The 22,583-nt window shown below is 58.0% G+C and carries 20 protein-coding genes, 1 tRNA gene and 1 other RNA gene; 13 read left to right on the top strand and 9 right to left on the bottom strand.

What is annotated here, in order from left to right; genetic code table 11:
• Positions 1-132: 132 nt before the first annotated feature.
• The 5 genes from RTE01_RS14950 to RTE01_RS14970 all read right to left on the bottom strand — a co-directional run bounded on the left by RTE01_RS14950 (position 133) and on the right by RTE01_RS14970 (position 4,598).
• A non-coding RNA gene (locus tag RTE01_RS14950) (RtT sRNA) lies at positions 133-266 on the bottom strand.
• 33 nt (positions 267-299) lie between these two features.
• Positions 300-376: transfer RNA gene (locus RTE01_RS14955), tRNA-Pro, on the bottom strand.
• A gap of 81 nt (positions 377-457) precedes the next feature.
• Positions 458-2,158, bottom strand: a complete 1,701-nt coding sequence (gene eptB / locus RTE01_RS14960) for a kdo(2)-lipid A phosphoethanolamine 7''-transferase (RefSeq protein WP_123552507.1) — start codon at positions 2,156-2,158, stop codon at positions 458-460.
• A 241-nt stretch (positions 2,159-2,399) separates the two neighbouring features.
• Entirely contained in the window at positions 2,400-3,602 is a 1,203-nt protein-coding gene (locus RTE01_RS14965) for an L-lactate MFS transporter (protein ID WP_041143143.1), read from the bottom strand.
• A 354-nt stretch (positions 3,603-3,956) separates the two neighbouring features.
• On the bottom strand, positions 3,957-4,598 hold the full coding sequence (locus RTE01_RS14970; RefSeq protein ID WP_041143144.1) for a hypothetical protein: 642 nt from the start codon (positions 4,596-4,598) through the stop codon (positions 3,957-3,959).
• A 158-nt stretch (positions 4,599-4,756) separates the two neighbouring features.
• Between RTE01_RS14970 and tag the strand changes: the two genes are divergently transcribed.
• Both tag and RTE01_RS14980 read left to right on the top strand, forming a co-directional pair.
• Positions 4,757-5,338, top strand: a complete 582-nt coding sequence (tag, locus tag RTE01_RS14975) for a DNA-3-methyladenine glycosylase I (RefSeq protein ID WP_041143145.1) — start codon at positions 4,757-4,759, stop codon at positions 5,336-5,338.
• Positions 5,316-5,762, top strand: coding sequence for an N-acetyltransferase (locus RTE01_RS14980; RefSeq protein WP_041143146.1), 447 nt, complete (start codon positions 5,316-5,318; stop codon positions 5,760-5,762). The genes tag and RTE01_RS14980 overlap by 23 nt, the downstream gene beginning before the upstream one ends.
• Here the strand turns inward: RTE01_RS14980 and RTE01_RS14985 are convergent.
• The gene (locus tag RTE01_RS14985; RefSeq protein WP_041143147.1) at positions 5,725-8,055 is read right to left on the bottom strand and encodes a molybdopterin guanine dinucleotide-containing S/N-oxide reductase; all 2,331 of its coding nucleotides are present in this window, start codon (positions 8,053-8,055) and stop codon (positions 5,725-5,727) included. The two genes, RTE01_RS14980 and RTE01_RS14985, sit on opposite strands and share 38 nt — an antisense overlap.
• Positions 8,056-8,222: 167 nt before the next feature.
• On the opposite strand from RTE01_RS14985, the gene RTE01_RS14990 reads away from it, so the two are divergent.
• From RTE01_RS14990 to ghrB, 6 genes are all read left to right on the top strand, one after another.
• Positions 8,223-8,885 carry an OmpA family lipoprotein gene (locus tag RTE01_RS14990; protein ID WP_041143148.1) on the top strand — a complete coding sequence of 221 codons (663 nt, stop codon included), beginning with the start codon at positions 8,223-8,225 and terminating at the stop codon, positions 8,883-8,885.
• A 114-nt stretch (positions 8,886-8,999) separates the two neighbouring features.
• Positions 9,000-10,016 (top strand): LacI family DNA-binding transcriptional regulator, encoded by a 1,017-nt coding sequence (locus RTE01_RS14995; protein ID WP_041143149.1) that lies wholly within the window; start codon positions 9,000-9,002, stop codon positions 10,014-10,016.
• A gap of 110 nt (positions 10,017-10,126) precedes the next feature.
• Entirely contained in the window at positions 10,127-10,876 is a 750-nt protein-coding gene (locus RTE01_RS15000) for a sugar phosphate isomerase/epimerase family protein (RefSeq protein WP_041143150.1), read from the top strand.
• A gap of 3 nt (positions 10,877-10,879) precedes the next feature.
• Positions 10,880-11,818, top strand: a complete 939-nt coding sequence (locus RTE01_RS15005; RefSeq protein ID WP_134528101.1) for a sugar kinase — start codon at positions 10,880-10,882, stop codon at positions 11,816-11,818.
• Between the two features lie 99 nt (positions 11,819-11,917).
• Entirely contained in the window at positions 11,918-13,198 is a 1,281-nt protein-coding gene (locus tag RTE01_RS15010) for an MFS transporter (RefSeq protein ID WP_041143152.1), read from the top strand.
• 24 nt (positions 13,199-13,222) lie between these two features.
• The gene (gene ghrB / locus RTE01_RS15015) at positions 13,223-14,194 is read left to right on the top strand and encodes a glyoxylate/hydroxypyruvate reductase GhrB (protein ID WP_076946249.1); all 972 of its coding nucleotides are present in this window, start codon (positions 13,223-13,225) and stop codon (positions 14,192-14,194) included.
• Positions 14,195-14,292: 98 nt separating this feature from the next.
• On the opposite strand, the gene RTE01_RS15020 is transcribed toward ghrB, so the two are convergent.
• The gene (locus RTE01_RS15020) at positions 14,293-15,003 is read right to left on the bottom strand and encodes a DUF3053 domain-containing protein (protein WP_041143154.1); all 711 of its coding nucleotides are present in this window, start codon (positions 15,001-15,003) and stop codon (positions 14,293-14,295) included.
• 438 nt (positions 15,004-15,441) lie between these two features.
• On the opposite strand from RTE01_RS15020, the gene RTE01_RS15025 reads away from it, so the two are divergent.
• The 3 genes from RTE01_RS15025 (at position 15,442) to cspE (ending at position 17,809) form a co-directional block, all read left to right on the top strand.
• Entirely contained in the window at positions 15,442-16,800 is a 1,359-nt protein-coding gene (locus RTE01_RS15025; RefSeq protein ID WP_076946250.1) for an MFS transporter, read from the top strand.
• Between the two features lie 244 nt (positions 16,801-17,044).
• Positions 17,045-17,335, top strand: coding sequence for an HTH-type transcriptional regulator (locus RTE01_RS15030; protein ID WP_041143156.1), 291 nt, complete (start codon positions 17,045-17,047; stop codon positions 17,333-17,335).
• A gap of 261 nt (positions 17,336-17,596) precedes the next feature.
• Positions 17,597-17,809, top strand: a complete 213-nt coding sequence (cspE, locus tag RTE01_RS15035) for a transcription antiterminator/RNA stability regulator CspE (RefSeq protein WP_004868803.1) — start codon at positions 17,597-17,599, stop codon at positions 17,807-17,809.
• A gap of 99 nt (positions 17,810-17,908) precedes the next feature.
• Here the strand turns inward: cspE and RTE01_RS15040 are convergent, their stop codons facing one another.
• The gene (locus tag RTE01_RS15040) at positions 17,909-19,528 is read right to left on the bottom strand and encodes an ABC-F family ATP-binding cassette domain-containing protein (protein ID WP_141335140.1); all 1,620 of its coding nucleotides are present in this window, start codon (positions 19,526-19,528) and stop codon (positions 17,909-17,911) included.
• Between the two features lie 398 nt (positions 19,529-19,926).
• On the opposite strand from RTE01_RS15040, the gene RTE01_RS15045 reads away from it, so the two are divergent.
• Together RTE01_RS15045 and RTE01_RS15050 are read left to right on the top strand one after the other, a co-directional pair.
• On the top strand, positions 19,927-20,136 hold the full coding sequence (locus RTE01_RS15045; RefSeq protein WP_041143158.1) for a YdgH/BhsA/McbA-like domain containing protein: 210 nt from the start codon (positions 19,927-19,929) through the stop codon (positions 20,134-20,136).
• A gap of 87 nt (positions 20,137-20,223) precedes the next feature.
• Entirely contained in the window at positions 20,224-20,412 is a 189-nt protein-coding gene (locus RTE01_RS15050) for a hypothetical protein (protein WP_041143159.1), read from the top strand.
• Positions 20,413-20,510: 98 nt separating this feature from the next.
• Here the strand turns inward: RTE01_RS15050 and glyS are convergent, their stop codons facing one another.
• Positions 20,511-22,580, bottom strand: coding sequence for a glycine--tRNA ligase subunit beta (gene glyS, locus RTE01_RS15055; RefSeq protein WP_041143160.1), 2,070 nt, complete (start codon positions 22,578-22,580; stop codon positions 20,511-20,513).
• Positions 22,581-22,583: the final 3 nt, after the last annotated feature.

The following is a 22,583-nucleotide window of genomic DNA, read 5'->3' on the forward strand; positions in this document are numbered from 1 at the left end:
GGCACCGGGACCGCATGTTCTGCCAGACGTATGGTGAACGGAACACCTCCGACTGACTGACTGACTGACTGACTGACATCCGCACCGGCCACAAACGTAAAAAAGCCCGCTCTAAGAGCGGGCTTTTAAATTTGGTCGGTGATAGAGGATGACTTCGCCACTACGTGGCTCGCCCTGCGGGCCGTTGCTAAAGCAACGTTCTCTCGCTGCGCTCGAGTCGAACCTCTGCCCCCGGAGGTTCTCATCCTCGTCGGGCCACAAACGTAAAAAAGCCCGCTCTAAGAGCGGGCTTTTAAATTTGGTCGGTGATAGAGGATTCGAACCTCCGACCCCTTCGTCCCGAACGAAGTGCGCTACCAGGCTGCGCCAATCACCGAATGCGGGCGCATCTTACTGCTGAGACCCACACCCGTCAATGCCTTATTATGAAAAAATCACTCAAGCGGCGAGAAACTCATCACTCTTGCGACTCCTTCACGGCTTTGCTCGCACCGGGAACGCGACACCAGTTGTTATTCTCGTTAATCCCGCCGTCCGGCGAGGTGTAGCCGAGACAGCCCATAATAGTATCGTACAGCTCAACGTGACGACGCGGGACCTTCATCGCCGCCTGCTGCTTGAGTCGGGCAAACGAAGCCGCATGGTCGGGCGCTTCCAGATACTTATCCGACATCCACACCATCATCGGCACGCGGAACTGCTCCGGCGGCGCCATCTTGCGCGGCGTGCCGTGCAGGTGCTCGTGCTCGTTAATCGACTCACCGTGATCGGCGGCATAGAAGACAATCGCTTTCTTATCGCGCAGCTGATCCAGCACGCTAACAATAAAGTGGTCGACATAGCTCACGCTGTTATCGTAGGAGTTAATCAGCTCTGCTTTCGAACATTTGCTATCCACGCCAACGCACTCCGGCTTCCACTGGGCAAAGCTGCGCGGGTAGCGCTGGGTATAGTTAAAGTGCGAACCCTTGGTATGCAGAATAATCAGGTGCTTGCCGTGGGTGTTCTTCACCATCGAGCGCTTAACTTCATCGATAAGCAGCATGTCATCAACGCTCTTACCGCGGTTACGCGGCTCGGCGCCAATCTGCTCGCGATAGGCGATGGTGTTCACCATCGTATTGCTGTAGAACCACATCTCGCTCTGCATGGCGTAGAGATCGCCGGTGAAGCCCAGCTGGTGCAGAACGGAAAACACGTTTTGCTCTTTCAGCGTACGCTGGGGGTTATCTTCCGCCCCGCCTTCGCGAACGAACATACAGCGTAACGAGAGCTTGGTCGCGGTATCGCAGGAGTAGCCGCGGAAGGCCACGAGATTTTTCTCCTGGGCCAGCTTCGGCGTGGTGTTGCGGCTATAGCCCAGAATCCCCATGTGATCCCAACGGGTCGTCTCGCCGATGATAAACACCACGTAAGTATCATCCAGCCCCTGCGGCGCAACGTAGGTGAATTTCTTCGCCGGGTTAATCAGGGAGCCGTTATCGGAGGATTCATCGACCTGCGCCCAGGCGTACAGCCCCAGCGCGGAGAGCCAGTTCGAGGGCAGATAGGAGTTCGCAATCACCCCGCCGTAGCTCGGCATATCCACTTCTGAATTTCGCTCAACGTTCTTCTGGCGAACCTCAAGCAGGCGAATCGGACCCCAGACCATCAGCCCGGCGAGCAGCACAATGGCAATATTCTTCACCCTCTGGCCCGGCGTGCGGATCTGCCGCAGCAGGGTGTCGCGGCAGCGGTTATTCCAGATAAACAGCAGCGGCAGCGCGCTAACCAGCACCAGCCAAAGAACCAAATGCCAGCCGATCACTTCCTGGGAAAGATCGATATCCGTGGTCATCACCGAGGCAATAATACCGTAGCCAATGACCACGTTGAGGAAGGTCATATAGTAGCTGGCGGCGGCGGAGAACAGCACCACCAGCGTGGCTAATATTCGCCATAACCGCCGTCCCGTCAGCGACAGAATACGCAGCAGGAAGAAGGTCACCAGCACGGTCGCAACCAGTTCCACAAGCCCGGAAAGTCCTTTCCAGAAGGTAAATTCCTGAGCATAACCGTCGAAGCGACGGATAAAAACGGCAACGTTCATAAACCAGCCGATGTACAGCGCCAGCCATATACTGAGCGTCTGCTGCGTCATCGTTCTAATATATTTCATGCAAGAAAACCTGGAAAAAGATGAGATAGAACACCCCTCACTTACGCGATATAAGCAAGCAGGTTAATAGAGTGCGTTAAGGTTGGTTATGAGAAACCTCTACAAAGCGCGGTAAGTAGACCACAGAGGAAGGGAAAAGTATCAGGAGGGAATGTGATCCAACCAAATATTTACAAAATATCTGGTCGGATTGGCATTATTAGCTTAGTGAATTGGTAGCCCGTCGCCGAATGACACGCCGTCAGGCGTGTGCAGCGCTGTAAACTTCATTTTTTGGCTGGCGGATCGTCGTGGAAAGCGCCAGCGAAAGAATCAGCAGCGCGAAGATCACGCAGAAGGTGACGTAGAATCCGCCGAACAGGGACGCAATCAGCGACCCGCAGATGCTGCCGATACCGAAGCCCAGATAAATCACCCCGTAGTTTTTCGCCAGGTTGTTCAGGCCGAAGAATTCGCTGATCAGGGACGGGAACACGGTGATCGTACCGCCGAAGTTAAAGGCCACGCAGGCAATCGCGGCAAAGAAGGTTGTGGCGTTCAGCGGGGCGAACAGCAGCGCCGCCATGCCGACCAGCGAAACGACCTGACCGATAGTGATCACACGGATGCGGGAAATTTTATCCGACAGGATCCCCAGCACCAGGCGTCCGCTCAGGTTAGCGATAGAGATAATGGTCACCGCATTCGCCGCCGTCGCCACGTCCAGATGCACCATCCCCTGCGCAATATCCTTCGCCACGCCGATAACGTACAGGCCGCTCATGCAGGCGGTCAGGAACATCACCGCGAGCATCCAGTACTGTGGTTTACGCATCGACTGCGCCAGCGTGAAGTCATTCTCCACCACCCCATTGCGGGTGCTGGCGGTATGGTTCGGCGCATCTTTCATCAGCGTGGCGCCAAAAACAATCATCACCAGCACAATCGCGCCCCAGATGATAAAGGTCTTCTCCAGCCCGACGGTGGCCAGCAGATGGCTATCAATAAATTTAAACCCGAGGCTGCCGAGGCCGTAGGCGCCGATGGAGAAGGCGGAAATCAGCCCTTTACGCTCGGGGAACCACTTCACGCAGTTGGAGAGCGTCAGCAGATAGCCGGCGCCGTCGGCCAGGCCCACCAGCAGACCGGCGCTCAGCCACAGCATCATCAGGCTGTTGGCGTGGGCGGTGAGGAAAAAACCGAGCCCGAGCAGCACGCCGGACGCCATCGTCACGCGTTTTACGCCAAAGCGTTCCTGCAGCTTACCGGCGACGGAGGAAGAGAGCGCCAGGCCAAGACTCAGCAGGCCAAAGGAGAACGCCACCTGGCTTACCGGCTCGTCCAGCTTTGCGGAAAGAGAACTATTGAACAAACTCCAGGTATAAACCGATCCGAGCGCGAACTGCGTCACGATCGTGCCGAACAGCGTGAGCCAGCGGGTATATTGAGTAGTGGTAGCGTTCATGGCAGATGTCCTGAAATATTAACTGCCGCCACAATAGCGAAGTCCCCAAAAGTCCAGGGGAGAAAAAGCATGAAATGCCGTCAGCAGGGAATGAAATGCATAAATGCCGGAATGAATGACATGGAGAAACGGGCGCGGGCTCGACGGCAGGGAATAAGTTAGTGCCTGCTATCTCACCACGCCGCGCCAGTTCTGTGATCGCGAAGTTAAAAAGTGGTGCCAAACATGCTACATATGGACGACATAATTCACATTACAGAAGCAAAATAGCCACAGCGTAGCCGAGCGGCACGCCCGGCGATCTTATGCCAGCGGCGTGCGCGCAGGTCGCCGGAAGCCGTCCGGAAAGAGGGCTTAAAAATTGGCGCTGACCCCCATCAGGTACTGATAGTTTGCCCCGGTTGGCAGGTTATCCGCCTGCGAGAGCGCCGCCCATGCCGCAAGGTGCGAATTGAGCGACATATCCGCCCCAAAGGTGACATCCCGCCAGCCGCCGTCCTGGGTACGGGTTGGCCAGGGCAGCTCTGAAGAAAGCGCCTGGTTGTAGCTCACCTGCGCCCAGGGATGAATACCCCACAGCTGCTGATAATCCACGCGCCAGCCGAGCGTGTTCACGTAGCTGCTTTCCGCCGCTCGGCGAACGGGAGGCGGCTGCAGATCGCTGCGCAGGCTTGCCACCGGCCCTGAAGTCACGCCGTTGGCTAAGGTAAAGTTCCAGCCCACGCTCATGCCGTGCCCGGTATCCGGCGGTGCCAGCGCCTGGTTAAGGGCGAATCCGGCGGCCTCGCCGGTTGAATTGATGCGCTCAGCCAGAATGTCCTCATAGCGCGGTTGGTGATCGCTATCCCACGTATAGCGTTCAGGTGTATTACTTTTTGTATCGATAGCGATATATTCCTGTTGCCAGGCATTCGCCGTACTGACGCACGATACCCACACGGATACGCACGCCGGGAGGAAGTATCCCCACAAGCCATTGCATTTCTTTATTATCATTAAAGCGACTCCATAAAGAGCCAAACCGGAAGTATTGCTGTGTTTTTTATGGGATCTGATACCCCTGTATTTGGGAGTGGTATCCCTGTATTAACTATTATCTTTATCTTTCAGCCGTCAAGGTGAACGCGTAAGTTTTATTACTAAGGGAGAAAGACATGCAGCGTTGCGGATGGGTTAGCCAGGACCCTCTCTATATTCAGTATCACGATAGCGAATGGGGCGTAGAGCAAAGAGACGCCCGGAAGCTGTTCGAAATGATCTGCCTTGAAGGCCAGCAGGCCGGGCTTTCATGGATTACGGTGCTAAAAAAACGTGAGAACTATCGCCGTGCGTTTCACCAGTTCGACCCGGTTCGCGTCGCCGCGATGGATGAGGCCGACGTCGAGCGTCTGCTGCTGGATGCCGGTATTATTCGCCATCGCGGAAAAATTCAGGCCATTATCGGCAACGCGCGGGCCTTTCTTGCGCTGGAAGAAAAGGGCGACTCCTTCAGCGATTTTGTCTGGTCCTTTGTCGATAACCACCCGCAGATATCGCACGCCGCTACGCTGGCGGAAATCCCAACGACAACCCCCGCCTCCGACGCGCTGTCGAAGGCGCTGAAAAAACTCGGCTTCAAGTTTGTCGGTTCGACTATCTGCTACTCCTTTATGCAGGCCTGCGGGCTGGTGAACGATCACGTCACGAGCTGCTTCTGTTACCCCGGAGGTGCGGATGATCCGCAAGTGGGAAACTAAAGAGATCGGCCCGCTGCTGGCGCTATGGCTGGAAAGCACGATTCATGCGCATCCGTTTATCAAAGAGGCCTACTGGCATGAAAGCGTTGCGGTCGTGCGCGACGTTTACCTTCCCGCCGCCAGTACCTGGGTGTGGGAAGAAGACGATGAGATAAAAGGCTTTATCAGCGTGCTGGAGTCACGCTTTGTCGGCGCGCTTTTCGTCGCCCCTACGGCTCTGCGCCGGGGGATCGGCCGCGCGCTGGTGGACGAGGTCAAGCGGCACTATGCCTGGCTGAGTCTCGAGGTGTACCAAAAAAACCTACAGGCGGTGAATTTCTACCATGCGCAGGGCTTCCGGATAGAAGACTGCGCATGGCAGGACGATACCCTGCAGCCGACGTGGATTATGCGTTGGCCGGTGGATCAAACGCCGTTAACGTAAGCGCCGGGCCGGTGTATTTCTCCAGCCACGCCAGCGCCGTGTTTCCGGCGCAGCCGTTACCGAGGCGCGAAGTCGGAATATCTTTGGTCAACACGTTCACCGCGCCATTTTTACAGATCCCTACCTGCGGGTCGATATCCGGCCAGGCGCCCTCATGCAGGCAGATAACCCCGGGGCGGATCCCCTCCGTCACCACCGCGCCGGCCAGAACCTGGCCGCGCGAATTCCATACCCGCACCAGATCGCCGTCGGCAATCTGCCGCGCCTCGGCATCCAGCGGGTGAATGGTTAACGGCTCGCGGCCGGCAACCGCGTACTGCTCCCGCAGAGCCGTGTGATTCAGCTGGCTGTGCAGACGATGCGCCGGATGGGCGGAGAGCACCTGCAGCTGGCCCGGCTGCGCGTTGCCGTGCCATTCGTCCGGCGCCAGCCACATCGGGTGCGGCGGGCAGTCGGGATAGGCAAAACCGGCAATCGTCGGTGAGTGGATCTCGATTTTTCCGCTCGCCGTTTTCAGCGGATTAGCCTGCGGATCGGCGCGGAAGGCGGCAAAGCGGGCGAAACGGGCGTTGTCGGGATTTTCCGGCATCTCAATCAGCTGATTATCCTGCCAGAACTGCTCGAACGGCGGCAGCGTAATCTGCTGGCTCGCGCCGCGCTGGGCCGCGGTGCGGTAGAAGCTTTCCAGCCACTGGATATCGCTTTTCCCCTCAGTAAAACGCGCGCGGCCGCCCTCTTCCCAGCGCTCGCTGAGATCGGCAAACACCTCAAAGTCATCCCGGGCCTCGTCGCGCGGCGCAACCACGCGTTTCATCGGCACCAGATGCTGGTTGCTGTAATCGCCGGTCATGGTCATGTCGTTGCGTTCAAATGAGGTCGTCGCCGGCAGGACGATATCAGCGTGGCGGGCCGCAGCGGTCCAGAAGCATTCCGAAATAACGATAAGCTCCGGCTTCTGCCAGGCGCGGATCAGGCGGTTGGTATCCTGATGATGGGTAAAATTGGCGCCGCCCGCCCACCAGATAAAGCGAATATCCGGGAAGCATCGGTCCATGCCGTTGTGCTGATAGGGCGCGCCGGGGTTTTCCAGCGCTTCGACAATGCGCGCCACCGGAATTTTTTCCACCGCCTCAATACCGTCCGCCACGCAGCCCTGCATGGAGGCCAGTACCGCCGCCCGCCGGGTCGGATTGCCGCCGTTAGCAAAATGGTAGGAGAGGCCAAAACCGCCGCCCTGGGTGCCAATTTGCCCCAGCATCGCGGCCAGCGTGACCAGCATCCAGTGCTTTTGCTCGCCGAACTGCTGACGCTGCATGCCCCAACCGGACATCAGCATCGTCGTATTTTCATGGAAGAGTTTCGCCAGTTCGCGGATTTTAGCCGCACTTACGCCGCAAATCTCTGCGGCCCACTCGGCGGTTTTCGCCACGCCGTCGCTTTCGCCGGTCAGGTAGCGGGCGAAAATCTCATAGCCGCTGGTATAGCGCGCCAGGAACGCATCGTCCTGCCAGCCGTTTTCGACCAGAGTCGAGGCGATCCCGAGCATCATCGCCACGTCCGTTCCCATATGCGGGGCCACCCAGTCGATATCCTCGCCAAAGAAATCAACGGTTTCCGATCGCATAGGATCGATGCAGATCACCCGCTTGCCGCTCTTGCGCAGCCGATCGAACCACGTCACTCCCTGCTCATCGGAGGCATTCCAGGCAATCTTCAGCGTATTCAGCGGATTAGCACTCCACAGCACCACCACGTCGCTATGTTCCAGCACCATTGGCCAGCTGGTTTGCTGCTGATACACCTCATTTCCGCCCACCACGTACGGCATGATCGCCTGCGCCGCGCCGGTGGAGTAATCCCCGAGGTGGCCGGTATAGCCGCCGGCCAGGCTCATGTAACGCTGCAGCAGCGTCGCCGCTTTATGCAGTACGCCGTTTGAACGCCAGCCGTAGGAGCCGGCAAAGATCGACGTCGGGCCGTAGCTCTCGCGGATCCGCTGATGCTGGGCATGAATAAGATCCAGCGCCTGCTCCCAGCTCACCCGGACAAACTCATCCTGTCCGCGTACGCCCTGCGGGCTATCCGGCGAGGCCAGAAAGCCTTTTCGCACCATCGGGTAGCGCACGCGGGTCTTGCTATGAACCTGGTCCCGCACGGCGGTTTGCAGAGAGTTTGCGAAGGGGGTTTCCAGCGCGCCGCGGGAGGAGAGGACATTTTCACCATCGGTTTCAACCAGCATCGGTCCCCAATGGGCCGCGGTGAGGATGGTTTCAGTTGCAGATGAGGTTGGCAAAGCGAGCTCCTGGTTAGCGAATGCAGGTGTTGTGGCGGCCTGTTATTCGGCCGTTCAAGGTTACTTACAAATAGAGACGTTATCCGGGGAATTTTCTCCGCATCCGGGCGTCATAATCAACCGTCACGCGCGCTGTGACAAAGAATAAAATGGATTAAGGAAATAATATGAAAAAACGCGTACTGATGATTGCGGCTATGGTTAGCGGCACACTGGCCATTTCTGGCTGTACAACCAACCCCTATACCGGCGAACGTGAAGCAGGAAAATCCGGCGTCGGCGCGGGCATCGGCTCCCTGGTCGGCGCAGGTATTGGCGCGCTCTCCTCTTCCAAACACGACCGCGGTAAAGGGGCGCTGATCGGCGCGGCGGCGGGCGCGGCGCTTGGCGGCGGCATCGGCTACTACATGGACGTACAGGAAGCCAAACTGCGCGAGAAAATGCAGGGAACCGGGGTCAGCGTGACGCGAAATGGCGATAACATCGTGCTGAATATGCCCAATAACGTCACCTTTGATAGCAGCAGCGCCAACCTCAAACCGGCGGGAGCCAATACGCTCACCGGCGTCGCGATGGTGCTGAAAGAGTACGAAAAGACGGCGGTTAACGTGGTCGGCTATACCGACAGCAGCGGCGGCCAGGATCTGAATATGCGCCTCTCGCAGCAGCGCGCGGATAGCGTTGCCAGCGCCCTTATCACCCAGGGCGTGGCGGCAAACCGTATCCGTACCAGCGGCATGGGCCCGGCCAATCCGATTGCCAGCAACGGCACTGCGGAAGGCAAAGCGCAGAACCGTCGCGTGGAAATTACCCTCAGCCCGCTGCAGTAATCCCGTTTCATCGCTCCCTCCTGCGCCCGGTAAGACACGCTTACCGGGCAAAATGCTTGATATAGCGAATTTTCGCGCTAAGGTGTTCTCCAGATTTCAGCAAAGGAAGCCATCATGGCGAAAGCGGCGCGAGCAACCATTAGCGATGTGGCAAAAGCCGCAAAGACCGGTAAAACCAGCATTTCACGCTACCTCAACGGCGAAAAGCATCTGCTTTCCGATGACCTGCTGGCGCGCATTGAAAAGGCAATTGCCGAACTTAACTATCGCCCCAGCCTGATGGCCCGCGGCCTTAAGCACGGCCGCACCCGGCTGATTGGCCTGATCATCGCCGATATTACCAACCCCTACTCGGTTAACGTGCTGAGCGGCATCGAGGCCGCCTGCCGCGAAAAAGGGTTTACCCTGCTGGTCTGTAACACCAACAACGAGCTGGACCAGGAGCTGCACTATCTCGACCTGCTGCGCAGCTATCAGGTTGAGGGGATTGTGGTCAACGCCGTCGGCATGCGCGAAGAGGGGCTCAATCGCCTGCAGCAGTCGGCGCTGCCGATGGTGCTAATCGACCGAAAAATTCCCGATTTTGCCTGCGACGTGGTCGGGCTGGATAACACCCAGGCCGCCACCACCGCCACCGAGCATCTGGTGGAAAAAGGCTTCGAGGCGCTGCTGTTTCTGAGCGAGCCGCTGGGCTCCGTCAACACGCGGCGCGAGCGGCTGAGCGCCTTTCGCACCACCCTTCAGCGCCACGCCGGGATCGTCGCGGAAAATGCCGAAGTCCCGCTCAACGACGGCGCGATGCTGGACAGCGTGCTGCGCCAGTTTCACTCCGGCCATCGCGGGATGCGCAAAGCGGTTATCTCCGCCAACGGCGCCCTGACGCTGCAGGTCGCACGCGCGCTGAAGCGAGTTGACCTGATTTGGGGAAGCGATATCGGCCTGCTCGGGTTTGACGAGCTGGAGTGGGCGGAGCTGGCGGGCGTCGGCATCACCACCCTCAAACAGCCGACGTGGCAAATAGGCTACGCCGCCGTTGAGCAGGTGGTACGCCGCATCGAAGGCAGCCATGAGCCGATCTGTGAGCGGGTATTTTCCGGGGAGCTGATCGTCCGCGGATCGACCTCCCGTTAGCTCTCCTTCGTGATGGTGATCATAAATTAGACATCCTCCCCTTTCCTTTGGAACCGGTCCCATCTAGCGTAATAGAGAGATTCGCTACAGAACCACCGGGAGTTTGTCAGATGGCCAGAAAAATCATTGTCGTGACCGCCGCTTATGGCAACGATCGCGTTAGAGAGCTTGGCGGACAGTCCGCCGTACTGCCGTTCATTGCCGGTTCCGGCGCCGACGGCGTGGAGATCCGCCGCGAGTTATTCAGCGCAGAGGAACTGAACCGGCTGCCGGCCCTCGCCGCGGAGATTGAAAGCCACGGCCTGCTGGTCTGCTACTCCGCGCCGGAAGCCCTGTTCGCCGCCGACGGGTCGCTTAACCCGAACCTCGCGGCGCTGCTGCAGGAAGCGCAAACCCTCAACGCCTTATGGTTAAAACTCTCCCTCGGCCACTTCATCCATAACCATCAGCTGGAGACCCTGCGCAGCACGCTGCAGGCGAGCGGGATGGCGCTGGTGGTGGAAAATGACCAGACCGATTGCGGCCAGCTGGCGCCGATGCAGCGGTTTAAAGCCATCTGCCGGGTCAATAACCTACCGGTGACGCTGACGTTTGATATGGGCAACTGGCTGTGGGTCGGCGATTCGCCGGAAGAGGCCGCCCGCCATCTCGCGCCCGCCGTCAGCTATATTCACGTTAAGGCGGCCCAGCCGCATCACCAGCAGTTCCGCGCCGTTCCGCCCGATGAGGCCGCTCCGCGCTGGCTGGCGCTGCTGGATAACCTGCCTGCTGATGCCCCGCGCGGTATCGAATTTCCGCTGGTCGGCCATGACCTGACGGCCGTTACCCGCCGCTATGTCAATCTTTTACGCGAGGATTAAGCCATGGAAAACAACCTGGATGTCATTACCATCGGCGAAGCGATGGCTATGTTTGTGGCGACCCAAACCGGGGATCTCGCCGAGGTTGAACGCTTTATCAAGCGCGTCGCCGGTGCCGAGCTGAACGTCGCCACCGGCCTGGCTCGCCTGGGGCTGAAGGTCGGCTGGGTCAGCCGCGTCGGCGAGGATAGCTTCGGTCGCTTTGTGCTTAATTCTCTGGCAAAAGAAGGGATTGACGCCCGCGGCGTAGCCCAGGACTCGCGCTACGCAACCGGCTTCCAGATGAAATCTAAAGTCGAAAATGGAACCGATCCCATTGTGGAATATTTCCGCAAAGGCTCGGCGGCCAGCCACCTGTCGCCGGATGATTTCCACCCCGATTACTTCGCCAGCGCTCGCCATCTGCACCTCAGCGGCGTCGCCGCCGCGCTGTCGGAGAGTTCATATGCGCTGCTGGATCGTGCCGCTGGCGCGATGAAGGCTCAGGGAAAAACCATCTCCTTCGACCCCAACCTGCGCCCGGTGCTGTGGAAAAGCGAAGGCGAAATGGTGGAGAAGCTCAACCATCTCGCCTTCCAGGCCGACTGGGTTTTACCCGGCCTGAAGGAGGGGACAATCCTGACGGGTCAGCAAGCGCCGGAGGCTATTGCGGACTTCTATCTCAACCGCGGCGTGCGCGCCGTGATCATCAAAACCGGCTCCGACGGCGCCTGGTATAAAACCGCCGCGGGTGAGCAGGGTGCCGTCGCGGCCGTTAAGGTCGATAACGTCGTCGATACCGTCGGCGCGGGCGATGGCTTTGCCGTCGGGGTCATTAGCGCCCTGCTGGAAGGCAAAACCCTGGATCAGGCGGTACGGCGCGGGAACAAAATCGGCTCGCTGGCGATTCAGGTTCAGGGCGACAGCGAAGGATTACCGACGCGCGACGCGCTGGGCGAATAACGTTTAATGCAACGATGGTAGCCACTCTGTACCCTACATACAGCGCGGCATAAGACACCTTCTATCGGTGAGTGTTACCTCACATACAGAGGCAAGCCTATGAACAGCTTAACCAATGCAACAAAACGCTGGTGGTACATCATGCCTATCGTGTTTATCACGTATAGCCTGGCGTATCTCGACCGTGCCAACTTCAGCTTCGCCTCCGCGGCGGGCATTACCGAAGATTTGGGGATCACTAAAGGGGTCTCATCGCTGCTGGGCGCCCTCTTCTTCCTCGGCTACTTCTTCTTCCAGATCCCTGGGGCAATCTATGCTGAACGCCGCAGCGTGCGAAAACTTATCTTTATCTGCCTGATCCTGTGGGGTGCCTGCGCTTCGCTGACCGGCATGGTGCACAACATTCCGGCCCTGGCCGCTATCCGCTTTATTCTCGGCGTCGTCGAAGCCGCGGTGATGCCCGCGATGCTGATTTACATCAGCAACTGGTTTACTAAATCCGAACGCTCGCGCGCCAATACCTTTTTAATCCTCGGTAATCCGGTCACGGTGCTGTGGATGTCGGTGGTGTCCGGCTACCTGATTCAGTCCTTTGGCTGGCGCGAGATGTTCATTATTGAAGGCGTGCCGGCGGTGCTCTGGGCCTTCTGCTGGTGGGTGCTGGTAAAAGATAAGCCGTCGCAGGTGAACTGGCTCTCCGAGAGCGAAAAAGCCGCGCTGCAGGAGCAGCTGGAACGCGAGCAGCAGGGCATCAAAGCCGTGCGTAACTACAGCGAGGCCTTCCGCTCACGTAACGTCGTGCTGCTGTGCATGCAGTATTTTGCCTGGAGTATCGGGGTGTACGGCTTCGTGCTGTGGCTGCCGTCAATTATCCGCAGCGGCGGTGAAAATATGGGCATGGTTGAGGTTGGCTGGCTCTCCTCGGTACCTTACCTCGCGGCAACGATTGCGATGATCGTCGTCTCCTGGGCCTCGGACAAAATGCAGAACCGTAAGCTGTTCGTCTGGCCGCTGCTGCTGATTGGCGGGCTGGCCTTTATCGGCTCCTGGGCGGTCGGCGCGAACCACTTCTGGGCGTCTTATACCCTGCTGGTGATTGCCGGCGCGGCGATGTACGCCCCCTATGGCCCCTTCTTCGCCATCATCCCGGAGATGCTGCCGCGCAACGTAGCGGGCGGCGCAATGGCGCTGATTAACAGCATGGGCGCGCTAGGCTCCTTCTTTGGCTCGTGGTTTGTCGGCTACCTGAACGGTTCGACCGGCAGCCCGTCCGCCTCGTACATTTTCATGGGAGTGGCGCTTTTCGTCGCGGTATGGCTTACTTTAATTGTTAAGCCTGCTAATAATCAAAAACTTCCGCTTGGCGCTCGTCACGCCTGACATCCTAATACTACGGAGATCCGCATGAAGCCGTCCGTTATTCTCTATAAAACGCTTCCCGACGACCTGCAGCAGCGTCTGGAAAAACACTTTGCCGTCACCCGGGTGAAAAACCTGAGCGCCGAAACCATCGCGCAGCACGCCGAGGCGTTTGCCCAGGCCGAGGGCCTGCTGGGCTCCAGCGAAAAAGTTGATACCGCGTTACTGGAGAAAATGCCCAATCTTCGTGCGGCCTCAACGGTCTCCGTGGGCTACGACAACTTCGACGTCGCGGCGCTGAATGCCCGCAGGGTCCTGCTGATGCATACGCCCACCGTGCTGACCGAAACCGTTGCCGATACGGTGATGGCGCTGGTACTCAGCACCTCGCGCCGGGTGGTGGAAGTCGCTAATCGCGTGAAGGCGGGTGAGTGGACCAAAAGCATCGGGCCGGACTGGTTCGGCAGCGACGTGCACCACAAAACGCTGGGTATCGTTGGCATGGGACGCATCGGCATGGCGCTGGCCCAGCGCGCGCATGCCGGCTTCGGGATGCCGATCCTCTATAACGCGCGCAGCCAGCATCCGCAGGCGGAAGAGCGCTTCAACGCTCGCTACTGCGATCTCGATACGCTGCTTGAGGAAGCCGATTTTGTCTGCCTGATCCTGCCGCTGACCGCTGAGACTCATCATCTGTTCAATGCGGAGAAGTTCGCCAAAATGAAGCCATCCGCCATCTTTATTAACGCCGGACGCGGTCCGGTCGTTGATGAGAAAGCGCTGGTTGCCGCGTTGCAGAATGGCGAAATCCATGCCGCCGGTCTCGACGTGTTTGAACAGGAGCCGCTGGCGCAGGACTCCCCGCTGCTCAGCATGCCTAACGTCGTCGCGCTGCCGCATATTGGTTCCGCCACCCATGAAACGCGCTACAACATGGCGGCCTGTGCGGTGGATAACCTGATTGATGCGCTGCAGGGCAACGTCGATAAGAACTGCGTGAACCCGCAGGTAAAATAGGCAGGAAAGGGACATTCTCGCCCGGCTGAGCGTCGCGTCAGCCGGGAAGAAACCCGGATGATGGCGCGATAAGCGCCTTCACCGGGCTCGGTCAGCGGCTAGCGCGTCGCGTTAACGGCTGCCGTCCACGCCTGATTGAACGCCTGGTGCTGAGCCGCCAGCGGGCCAATCAATGCGTTGTACTGGCTGGCCTGCTGCGAGGTCGGGAACTGGATCCCGTTTGCCACGAAGCTCACCTGGGTATTTTGCTGGGCAACAAAATCACCCACCTGCACCAGCTGCTGAGTAAAGACCTGCGCCGCAGGGATCAGCGGCTGCAGGGCATTTGCCGGGCCGGTAACCACTTTGTTGTAAACCTGGTCAAAGACCGGCTTGAGATCGTCACCCTGCTTCAGCGCGCTATGCGCACCGTCGGCCTGCATTTTGGCATTTTCCAGCTGCTGGCTCAGTACGCCGAGCGCGCCGTTTGCCTGACGCAGCGGTTCACGCTGGGTGATATAGTCCTGCGGGACGCGAATCGCGTTCACGCTGTCTACCACCGGGCGCAGACCCGCATCCATCGCCTGACTTACCTGCTGCGAATAGCCGTAAATCACCGCATAATCGGACACAAAAGGTCCGAACTGTTTTTTCTGATCGGCGGTCAGCGTCGGCAGACGTTCGCCGCTCCGCATAGCCGTATTTTGCAGGAAGTCGATGAACGCTTTGCGCTGATCGCCTTCTTTATCAAAACACCCACTCAGGCTAACCACCATTAATAAGGCCGCAACAGCCGCAAACCAGCGAGAGCAGGACTTTCCTGTCGCCATTTTTTTACTCCTTTCAGCCAAAAAAAGCGCAAACAGACACACACGTGCCAGACGCTGACAAGGATAGTCCAGGTCAGCCTCGCAGGATACACTTTCCTGACAATCTTCCGCAGGAAATAGCCCGCTGGCGGCGTTTTATCGACAACCGCTATCGTCTGTTAAGCACATCACAATTACCGCCATAACCAAAATCTCAAAAATAAGATACAACACATTGATTTAATTATACTTAATTTTCAACCATTGCGTTTAAATCCCTGAAAAGAACGATAATCGCACGCTTCCTGGCCGGACCGCGTTGCCTGCTGTCGGGTTCAGTGTTTTGATTAATGAGCGATTAACGGCATTGCGTTCGATTATCGCACAAATACGATTAACGACAGCGAGGGAGGCGTGAACAGCCGTTTCGTCCCCCGCTCTGCCTGCCAGGAATGCCGTATGAATAAGACAACCATCGATATTCAGGCTTTTATCAATGAACATCCGTTCACGAAGTACCAGTGGATGATTCTGGCCTTATGTTTTATCACCGTTGCTATGGACGGTTTCGATACCGCGATAATCGGTTTCATCGCCTCAGACCTCGTGCAGGAGTGGGGCGTAGAAAAATCGGCATTGGGCCCGGTAATGAGCGCTGCGCTGGTCGGCCTGGCGGTGGGCGCCTTGACCGCGGGGCCGCTGGCCGACCGCATTGGCCGCAAGAAGGTCCTGCTGATGTCGATCGTGGTGTTTGGCAGCTTTAGCCTGCTTACCGCTTTCGCTACCAGCCTGAACCAGCTGACGCTGCTGCGCTTTCTGACGGGGCTGGGGCTGGGGGCCGCGATGCCGAACGCCGCGACGCTGATGAGCGAATACGCGCCGGAGCGCCGCCGGGCCTTAATGGTCAATCTGATGTTCGTTGGGTTCCCGATGGGATCGTCGCTGGGCGGTTTTCTTTCGGCCTGGATGATCCCGCATTACGGCTGGCAAAGCGTGCTGGTACTGGGCGGCGTGATGCCTCTGCTGCTCGCCGTGGCGCTTATCTTCCTGCTGCCGGAATCGGCGCGCTACATGGTCGTTAAGCGCCAGCCCGCACAGCGTATTGCGGCAATCCTCCGGCGTATTGCGCCGCTGCCGGAAGGGGTGGAGTTTGAGCTGCGTGAGGCCGGCCAGGTTAAAGAGAAATCGGCTCTGGCGGTCATTTTCTCTCCACGCTATCTCGTCGGTACCGTGATGCTGTGCCTGACCTACTTTATGGGCCTGCTGATCTTCTATCTGCTGACCAGCTGGCTGCCGCTGCTGATTCGTGAAACCGGCGCAACCATGAGCCAGGCGTCGATTATCACCGCGCTGTTCCCGCTGGGCGGCGGTATTGGCGTGCTGATCCTCGGCGCGCTGATGGATAAGATCAACCCCAATAAGGTCGTCGCCGTCGGCTGGCTGCTGACCGGTATTTTCGTTTGCCTCGTGGGCTTCTCCACCGGCAGCCTGGTGCTGATGGGGGTGATGGTATTTATCGCCGGCAGCATTATGAACGGCGCGCAGTCTTCTATGCCGGCGCTGGCGGCCGGGTTTTATCCCACTCAGGGCCGCGCCACCGGCGTCGCATGGATGCTGGGGATCGGGCGCTTTGGCGGCATTCTCGGCGCCTTCAGCGGCGTATTCCTGATGCAGGCGCAGCTCTCTTTCACGACTATTTTCAGCCTGCTGGCGATCCCGGCGTTTTTATCCGCCCTCGCCCTGCTGGTTAAATACAAAATGAGCCTGCGTCAGCCTGCCCCGCCCCAGGCCGATGCTGAAAATCTGCAGAAAGCCTGACCGCAAGGCCAGCGGGAAGCCGCTGGCCTCGCTTTTTCTCTGCCGTTTACAAATATTTTCCAAAGCCGCGCGTATGATGATTAATCATCGGCTTACCCCCCGCTGCCGCTGGGCTATCCGACGGTAAACGAAAGCCTGCTGGCATATAATCACCCCCGTTACCGTTCTTGACGCTTTTTCCTGACTATTCTTAATAAGCAGCGACAAACCCTACCCTTTACTGTACGACAGGAAGGAGTTCTCAATGGAATATAAAGATCCAATATTTGAATTACTGAGCAGTCTGGAACAAATTGTTTTCAAAGATCTGCCCCGAACGACCGCCCCAGCCCGCAAGCCAACCGCTTTCAGCGAATTTGACCTGCTCCGTAAAGGGACCGGGCTGAAAATTGACGATTTCGCCGATGCCATGGGCGTCAGCGTGTCGATGGTTCAGGAGTGGGAATCAAGACGCATCAAGCCCTCTTCGACTGAGCTCAAGTTAATGCGTCTGATCCAGGCAAGCCCAAAGCTTTCAAGGCAGATTCTCGAGTGAAGTTCTATAATGTTATTGGACACTGATTACGGTCCTGATTTGGGACCGTTTTAATTTCTATGAAAAAAACGTTTGCTATCGCACCTCAAAAATGAGTTAATGCTCGCAGGTTTGATGTACAGACCACAGAGCATTAGTATAGAGTAGTCCTTGAGCGGTTATCCTAGATACCCCGGTAGTGAACTTTCCCTTTATAGCTTCAAATCTGTAGTCCAGACCGTATCGCCGAAAGGTTAATTTATTATTTAAAGGTATTTCGCTATGTCCGGTAAAATGACTGGTATCGTAAAATGGTTCAACGCTGATAAAGGTTTCGGCTTCATTACTCCTGATGACGGTTCTAAAGATGTGTTCGTACACTTCTCCGCTATCATGAACGATGGCTACAAATCTCTGGATGAAGGTCAGAAAGTTTCCTTCACCATCGAAAGCGGCGCTAAAGGCCCGGCAGCTGGCAACGTTACCAGCCTGTAAGCTTAAATAAGCTCAGAATTCAAGATCCCTGCCTCGCGGCGGGGATTTTTTTTATCTGAATATCAGGAAACCGCCACTTCGCATGGCGGTTTTTTCGTTTTAATACGGCTCAAGCTGCCAGCCGCCGTCTCGCCACGCTAAAGCGTGGGTAAGCTTCAGCCCCTGCAGGAATGCCTCGTCATGCGACACCACCAGCATCGCGCCGGGGAATCCCCCCAGCGCCGCTTCAATGGCCTGGGCTGAGGCTAAATCCAGGTGGTTAGTCGGCTCATCGAGCAGCAGAAGCTGAGTCGCGTCCCGCCGCCACAGTACGCAGGCCAGCGCCGCCTTCAGCCGTTCTCCGCCGCTCAGGGCCGCCAGCGGCAGATTGATTTTATCCGCCCCCAGCTGCAGCTGTGCAAGCCGGCTGCGCAGCACGCCCTCTTCCAGTGGCGTATCGTCAAGATTAAGGTGCGTTAAAACCGATAGCGACAGGTCCAGCTGCGTCAGGTGCTGATCCAGCCACGCCGCATGAACCGACAGTCGGCACGCTCCAGAAACCGGCTGCTCGAGACCGACCAGCGTTTTCAGTAACGTAGTTTTTCCACAGCCGTTAGGCCCGCGCAGCGCTACGCGCATCGGCCCATCAAGACGCCAGCTCAGCGGCGCTGCAGCCGAGTGTGCCAGGCGTAGATCCTCCAGCACCAGGACCTGTTTACCGGCGGCGATCTGACTTCCCGGCAGAGTGAACATCACGGATGCCTCATCTTCTACCCGCTCGTGCGCCTGAGCGACGGCGGTATTGAGCGCGCTATTTTGTTCCCGATGCTGCCGATGGAGCGTTCCGGGGCGCTCCTTAGCCGCGCCTTTGTACTTCACGCGTTCAAACGAGGCAATATTCAGCGTATCGACAACCCGCAGCGTCTGCGCAGATCGCCGCTGGCTGGCATCATGCTCTTTTTGCATTCGCGCCCGGGTGCGGCGGCGTTCGGTCGCGGCATGCTCCAGCGCGGCACGTGCGGCCTGCTGCTCGGCATCGCGCTGCTGCCGATAGTCGGCGTAGCTCCCGCCATAGCTTCGCAGCGCCGTCGGCGTGAGCTCAAGGATGCGCGGCATTCGCGCCAGCAGTTCACGATCGTGGCTGGCGATAATTCCCCCGCCGCGCCAGCGCTCCAGCTGCCGATACAACCATTCGCGGCCCTGCCCGTCGAGGTGGTTGGTCGGCTCGTCCAGCAGCAAGTAGTCCGCGCCCGAGAGAAAGGCCCCGCACAGCAGCGCTTTCACCCGCTCGCCGCCGCTCAGCGACGAGGCGAGACGCTCGGGAGAAAACGCCGGCAGGCCGGCATCGGCGAACGCCGCGCTCAGACGCTCGCGCAGATCCCAGAAACCCTCCAGGCTCTCGACGTCGTCAGCGAATCCTTCCCCGCGCTCAAGCCGCCGCAGGGCGGAGAAGACGGGCTCGTAGCCCAGCAGGTCGGCCAGGGTAGTGCTGGAAGCAATTGCCGGATGTTGGGCAACATAGGCCAGCGAGGTAAAGCGTTCGATATGTCCGCCGGAAGGAGAGTCGACGCCCGCCAGCAGCCGAAGCAGGCGAGTTTTGCCGACGCCATTACGGCCGACCAGGCCGCAGAACGATGCCTCTAACGATAAATTTAGCGGGCCAAACAGCGTGTCTCCCGTCGCAAACTGACAGGTGAGCTGATGAAAAATAAAAGCGGGGGATTGGGCACAATGGGCCATAAGCACTCCTGAATGAAATCGATACTTCCCCTGCCGCACATGGTGCTGGCAAGGAGTGAATTCAGCAGGCGTGGTTATCCATTTTCGGTGTGCTCTCAGTAAGACGAGGGATTCGTCGGGACACAGAATAGCCACACCGTCCCCCACATTTCAAGATTATTTTTTCAGCGCCCGCGCCGGTACGGGGCAAAAGTAGCCGCGCCGATGGGCCAACTGACGGACACATTTATCGCCGGTCATAACGATGAGCGCCCGGGATTTATCGATCAAATTTTGTTCTATTTTTTTGAACAAGATACGCAAATTGTTCCGATTTTAATCACCCGACGATCGGTCTATTATTTATCACATCAGGGCACAACGCCCTATTACAGACAAACAACCACAGGAATACGACCATGAAATCTATCAAAACTTTCGTTGCAGTTACCGCACTTTCTCTGATGTCCTTCGGCGCATTTGCTCAGAGCATCAGCACCACCGCCTCTACCCTGGACCGTGCAGAAGCTAAAATTGCTGCCCAGGCCGCTGAGCAGGGTGCGTCCTACAAAATTACCAGCGCCCAGTTCAACAACCGCGTTCATATGACCGCAGAACTGACCAAATAAGTCGCATTGATGGCGCTTTTTGAGAGTGCCGGCCGCCGGAATCAAGCATACAGGCGACAACGACAACACGATGAAAAGGAATCTAAAATGAAAAATATCAGCGTGATGACCGCCCTGTTTCTGGCAGCCTCACTATCAACCGGCGTCATGGCAGCAGAACGTCATGCCGTACCGCCGGAAGCGGGCTCCAGCATCGATACGTCGATGCATCAAAACCGCATTAACGTCAGCCATGCTTTCGATAAAGAGAGCCTGACGGCAGGCAACCTGGAGTAGTTAAGGGCCAGCCTGTAGGCGAGCAGATGGCGCCATGAGCATCTTCGCGCCATAAAAAAACCTGCCAGAAGGCAGGTTTTTTTGTTGCCAAAAGGCGCTTACTGCAGCAGAGAAATATCCGCTACCTGCAGGAAAAGCTCGCGCAGTTTGGACAGCAGCGTCAGTCGGTTGATACGCACGTCCCGATCTTCGGCGTTGACCATCACGTTCTCAAAGAACTCATCCACCGGTTCACGCAGTGAGGCCAGCTCGATCAGCGCTTCCTGGTAGCGGCCTTCGGCGAAGAACGGCTGCAGCTTATCGCGCAGCACGACCAGATGGGTAGCCAGCTTGATCTCTGCGGTTTCTTTCAGCACGGAGGCGTGAACGGTATCGTTCAGCGTCTCTTCAGATTTTGCGAGGATGTTGGAGACGCGCTTGTTGGCTGCCGCCAGCGCCGAGGACTCTTCCAGCGTACGGAAGTGCGAAACCGCCTTCATGCGCGCATCGAAATCAGCCGGACGGGTCGGGCGACGAGCCAGTACCGCCTGGATGGTATCAACGCCGTAGCCTTCGTCCTGGTACCAGGCACGGAAGCGACCGAGCATAAAGTCGATAACCTCATCAACAACCCTGGCGTTAGTCAGCTTGTCGCCATACAGACGTACCGCTTCTTCGGTGAGGGTTTGCAGATCCAGAGAGAGGTTCTTCTCAACGATGATACGCAGCACGCCCAGCGCAGCGCGGCGCAGTGCGAACGGGTCTTTGTCCCCTTTCGGGTGCTGACCAATGCCGAAGATACCGGCAAGCGTATCCATCTTATCGGCAATCGCCACCGCACAGGCAACCGGGTTAGACGGCAGATCGTCGCCGGCAAAACGCGGCTGATACTGCTCGTTCAGCGCCACGGCAACGTCTTCCGCTTCGCCATCATGGCGCGCGTAGTGCATGCCCATCACGCCCTGAGTATCGGTGAACTCGAAGACCATATTGGTCATCAGGTCGCACTTCGACAGCAGGCCCGCGCGGGTCGCGTGGTTGACGTCTGCGCCAATCTGACCCGCAATCCAGCCGGCAAGGGCCTGAATACGGTCAGTTTTATCGCGCAGGGTGCCCAGCTGCTGCTGGAACAGGACGGTCTGCAGACGCGGCAGATGATCTTCCAGGCGCTTTTTACGGTCGGTGTTGAAGAAGAATTCGGCATCGGCCAGACGCGGGCGCACAACCTTCTCGTTACCGGAGATGATCTGCTGCGGGTCTTTGGACTCAATGTTTGCCACGAAGATGAAGTTCGGCAGCAGTTTGCCGTCGTCAGCATAAACCGGGAAGTACTTCTGATCGCCTTTCATGGTGTAAACCAGGGCTTCAGAAGGCACCGCGAGGAATTTTTCTTCGAATTTCGCCGTCAGCACCACCGGCCATTCCACCAGCGAGGTGACTTCTTCCAGCAGGCTTTCGCTCAGATCGGCGTTGCCGCCAATCTTGCGGGCCGCTTCTTCCGCGCCAGCTTTAATGGTGGCTTTACGCGTTTCGTAGTCAGCAATAACTTTACCGCGCTCCAGCAGGATTTGCGGATACTGTTCGGCGCTATCGATGGTGAACTCCGGCTCGCCCATAAAGCGATGGCCGCGGATCACGCGATCGGAGTCGATGCCGAGAATGGTCGCCGGCACGACTTTGTCGCCAAGCAGCAGGGTCACGGTGTGAACCGGGCGCACGAACTGCACGTCCGACGCGCCCCAGCGCATCAGTTTAGGGATAGGCAGCTTGCCGAGGGAGGTCGAGACCATGTTCGGCAGCAGCGCTTCCGCGCTTTCGCCTTTCACATGGGCGCGATACAGCAGCCATTCGCCTTTATCGGTCGCCAGACGCTCGGCCTGCTCGACGGTGATACCGCAGCCGCGCGCCCAGCCTTCGGCCGCTTTGCTCGGTTTACCTTCCGCGTCAAACGCCGCAGAAATCGCCGGGCCGCGTTTTTCGATTTCGCGATCCGGCTGGGAAGCGGCCAGATTAGCCACCTTCAGCGCCAGACGACGCGGGGCGGCAAACCACTCAACGGTGCCGTGGGCGAGGCCAGCGCTATCCAGTTCCGCGGTAAAGTTCGCAGCAAAAGACTCAGCCAGGCTGCGCAGGGCTTTTGGTGGCAGCTCTTCGGTGCCGATCTCCACCAGGAAAGTTTTCTCAGACATGGC

The sequence above is a fragment of the Klebsiella terrigena genome (genome assembly GCF_006539725.1).
GTDB lineage: Bacteria > Pseudomonadota > Gammaproteobacteria > Enterobacterales > Enterobacteriaceae > Klebsiella > Klebsiella terrigena.

What these genes read in the sequence shown, in the direction of transcription:
- eptB (WP_123552507.1), bottom strand. Translation starts at nt 2,158, where the DNA reads ATGAAATATATTAGAACGATGACGCAGCAGACGCTCAGTATATGGCTG.
- RTE01_RS14965 (WP_041143143.1), bottom strand. Translation starts at nt 3,602, where the DNA reads ATGAACGCTACCACTACTCAATATACCCGCTGGCTCACGCTGTTCGGC.
- RTE01_RS14970 (WP_041143144.1), bottom strand. Translation starts at nt 4,598, where the DNA reads ATGATAATAAAGAAATGCAATGGCTTGTGGGGATACTTCCTCCCGGCG.
- tag (WP_041143145.1), top strand. Translation starts at nt 4,757, where the DNA reads ATGCAGCGTTGCGGATGGGTTAGCCAGGACCCTCTCTATATTCAGTAT.
- RTE01_RS14980 (WP_041143146.1), top strand. Translation starts at nt 5,316, where the DNA reads ATGATCCGCAAGTGGGAAACTAAAGAGATCGGCCCGCTGCTGGCGCTA.
- RTE01_RS14990 (WP_041143148.1), top strand. Translation starts at nt 8,223, where the DNA reads ATGAAAAAACGCGTACTGATGATTGCGGCTATGGTTAGCGGCACACTG.
- RTE01_RS14995 (WP_041143149.1), top strand. Translation starts at nt 9,000, where the DNA reads ATGGCGAAAGCGGCGCGAGCAACCATTAGCGATGTGGCAAAAGCCGCA.
- RTE01_RS15000 (WP_041143150.1), top strand. Translation starts at nt 10,127, where the DNA reads ATGGCCAGAAAAATCATTGTCGTGACCGCCGCTTATGGCAACGATCGC.
- RTE01_RS15005 (WP_134528101.1), top strand. Translation starts at nt 10,880, where the DNA reads ATGGAAAACAACCTGGATGTCATTACCATCGGCGAAGCGATGGCTATG.
- RTE01_RS15010 (WP_041143152.1), top strand. Translation starts at nt 11,918, where the DNA reads ATGAACAGCTTAACCAATGCAACAAAACGCTGGTGGTACATCATGCCT.
- ghrB (WP_076946249.1), top strand. Translation starts at nt 13,223, where the DNA reads ATGAAGCCGTCCGTTATTCTCTATAAAACGCTTCCCGACGACCTGCAG.
- RTE01_RS15020 (WP_041143154.1), bottom strand. Translation starts at nt 15,003, where the DNA reads ATGGCGACAGGAAAGTCCTGCTCTCGCTGGTTTGCGGCTGTTGCGGCC.
- RTE01_RS15025 (WP_076946250.1), top strand. Translation starts at nt 15,442, where the DNA reads ATGAATAAGACAACCATCGATATTCAGGCTTTTATCAATGAACATCCG.
- RTE01_RS15030 (WP_041143156.1), top strand. Translation starts at nt 17,045, where the DNA reads ATGGAATATAAAGATCCAATATTTGAATTACTGAGCAGTCTGGAACAA.
- cspE (WP_004868803.1), top strand. Translation starts at nt 17,597, where the DNA reads ATGTCCGGTAAAATGACTGGTATCGTAAAATGGTTCAACGCTGATAAA.
- RTE01_RS15040 (WP_141335140.1), bottom strand. Translation starts at nt 19,528, where the DNA reads ATGGCCCATTGTGCCCAATCCCCCGCTTTTATTTTTCATCAGCTCACC.
- RTE01_RS15045 (WP_041143158.1), top strand. Translation starts at nt 19,927, where the DNA reads ATGAAATCTATCAAAACTTTCGTTGCAGTTACCGCACTTTCTCTGATG.
- RTE01_RS15050 (WP_041143159.1), top strand. Translation starts at nt 20,224, where the DNA reads ATGAAAAATATCAGCGTGATGACCGCCCTGTTTCTGGCAGCCTCACTA.
- glyS (WP_041143160.1), bottom strand. Translation starts at nt 22,580, where the DNA reads ATGTCTGAGAAAACTTTCCTGGTGGAGATCGGCACCGAAGAGCTGCCA.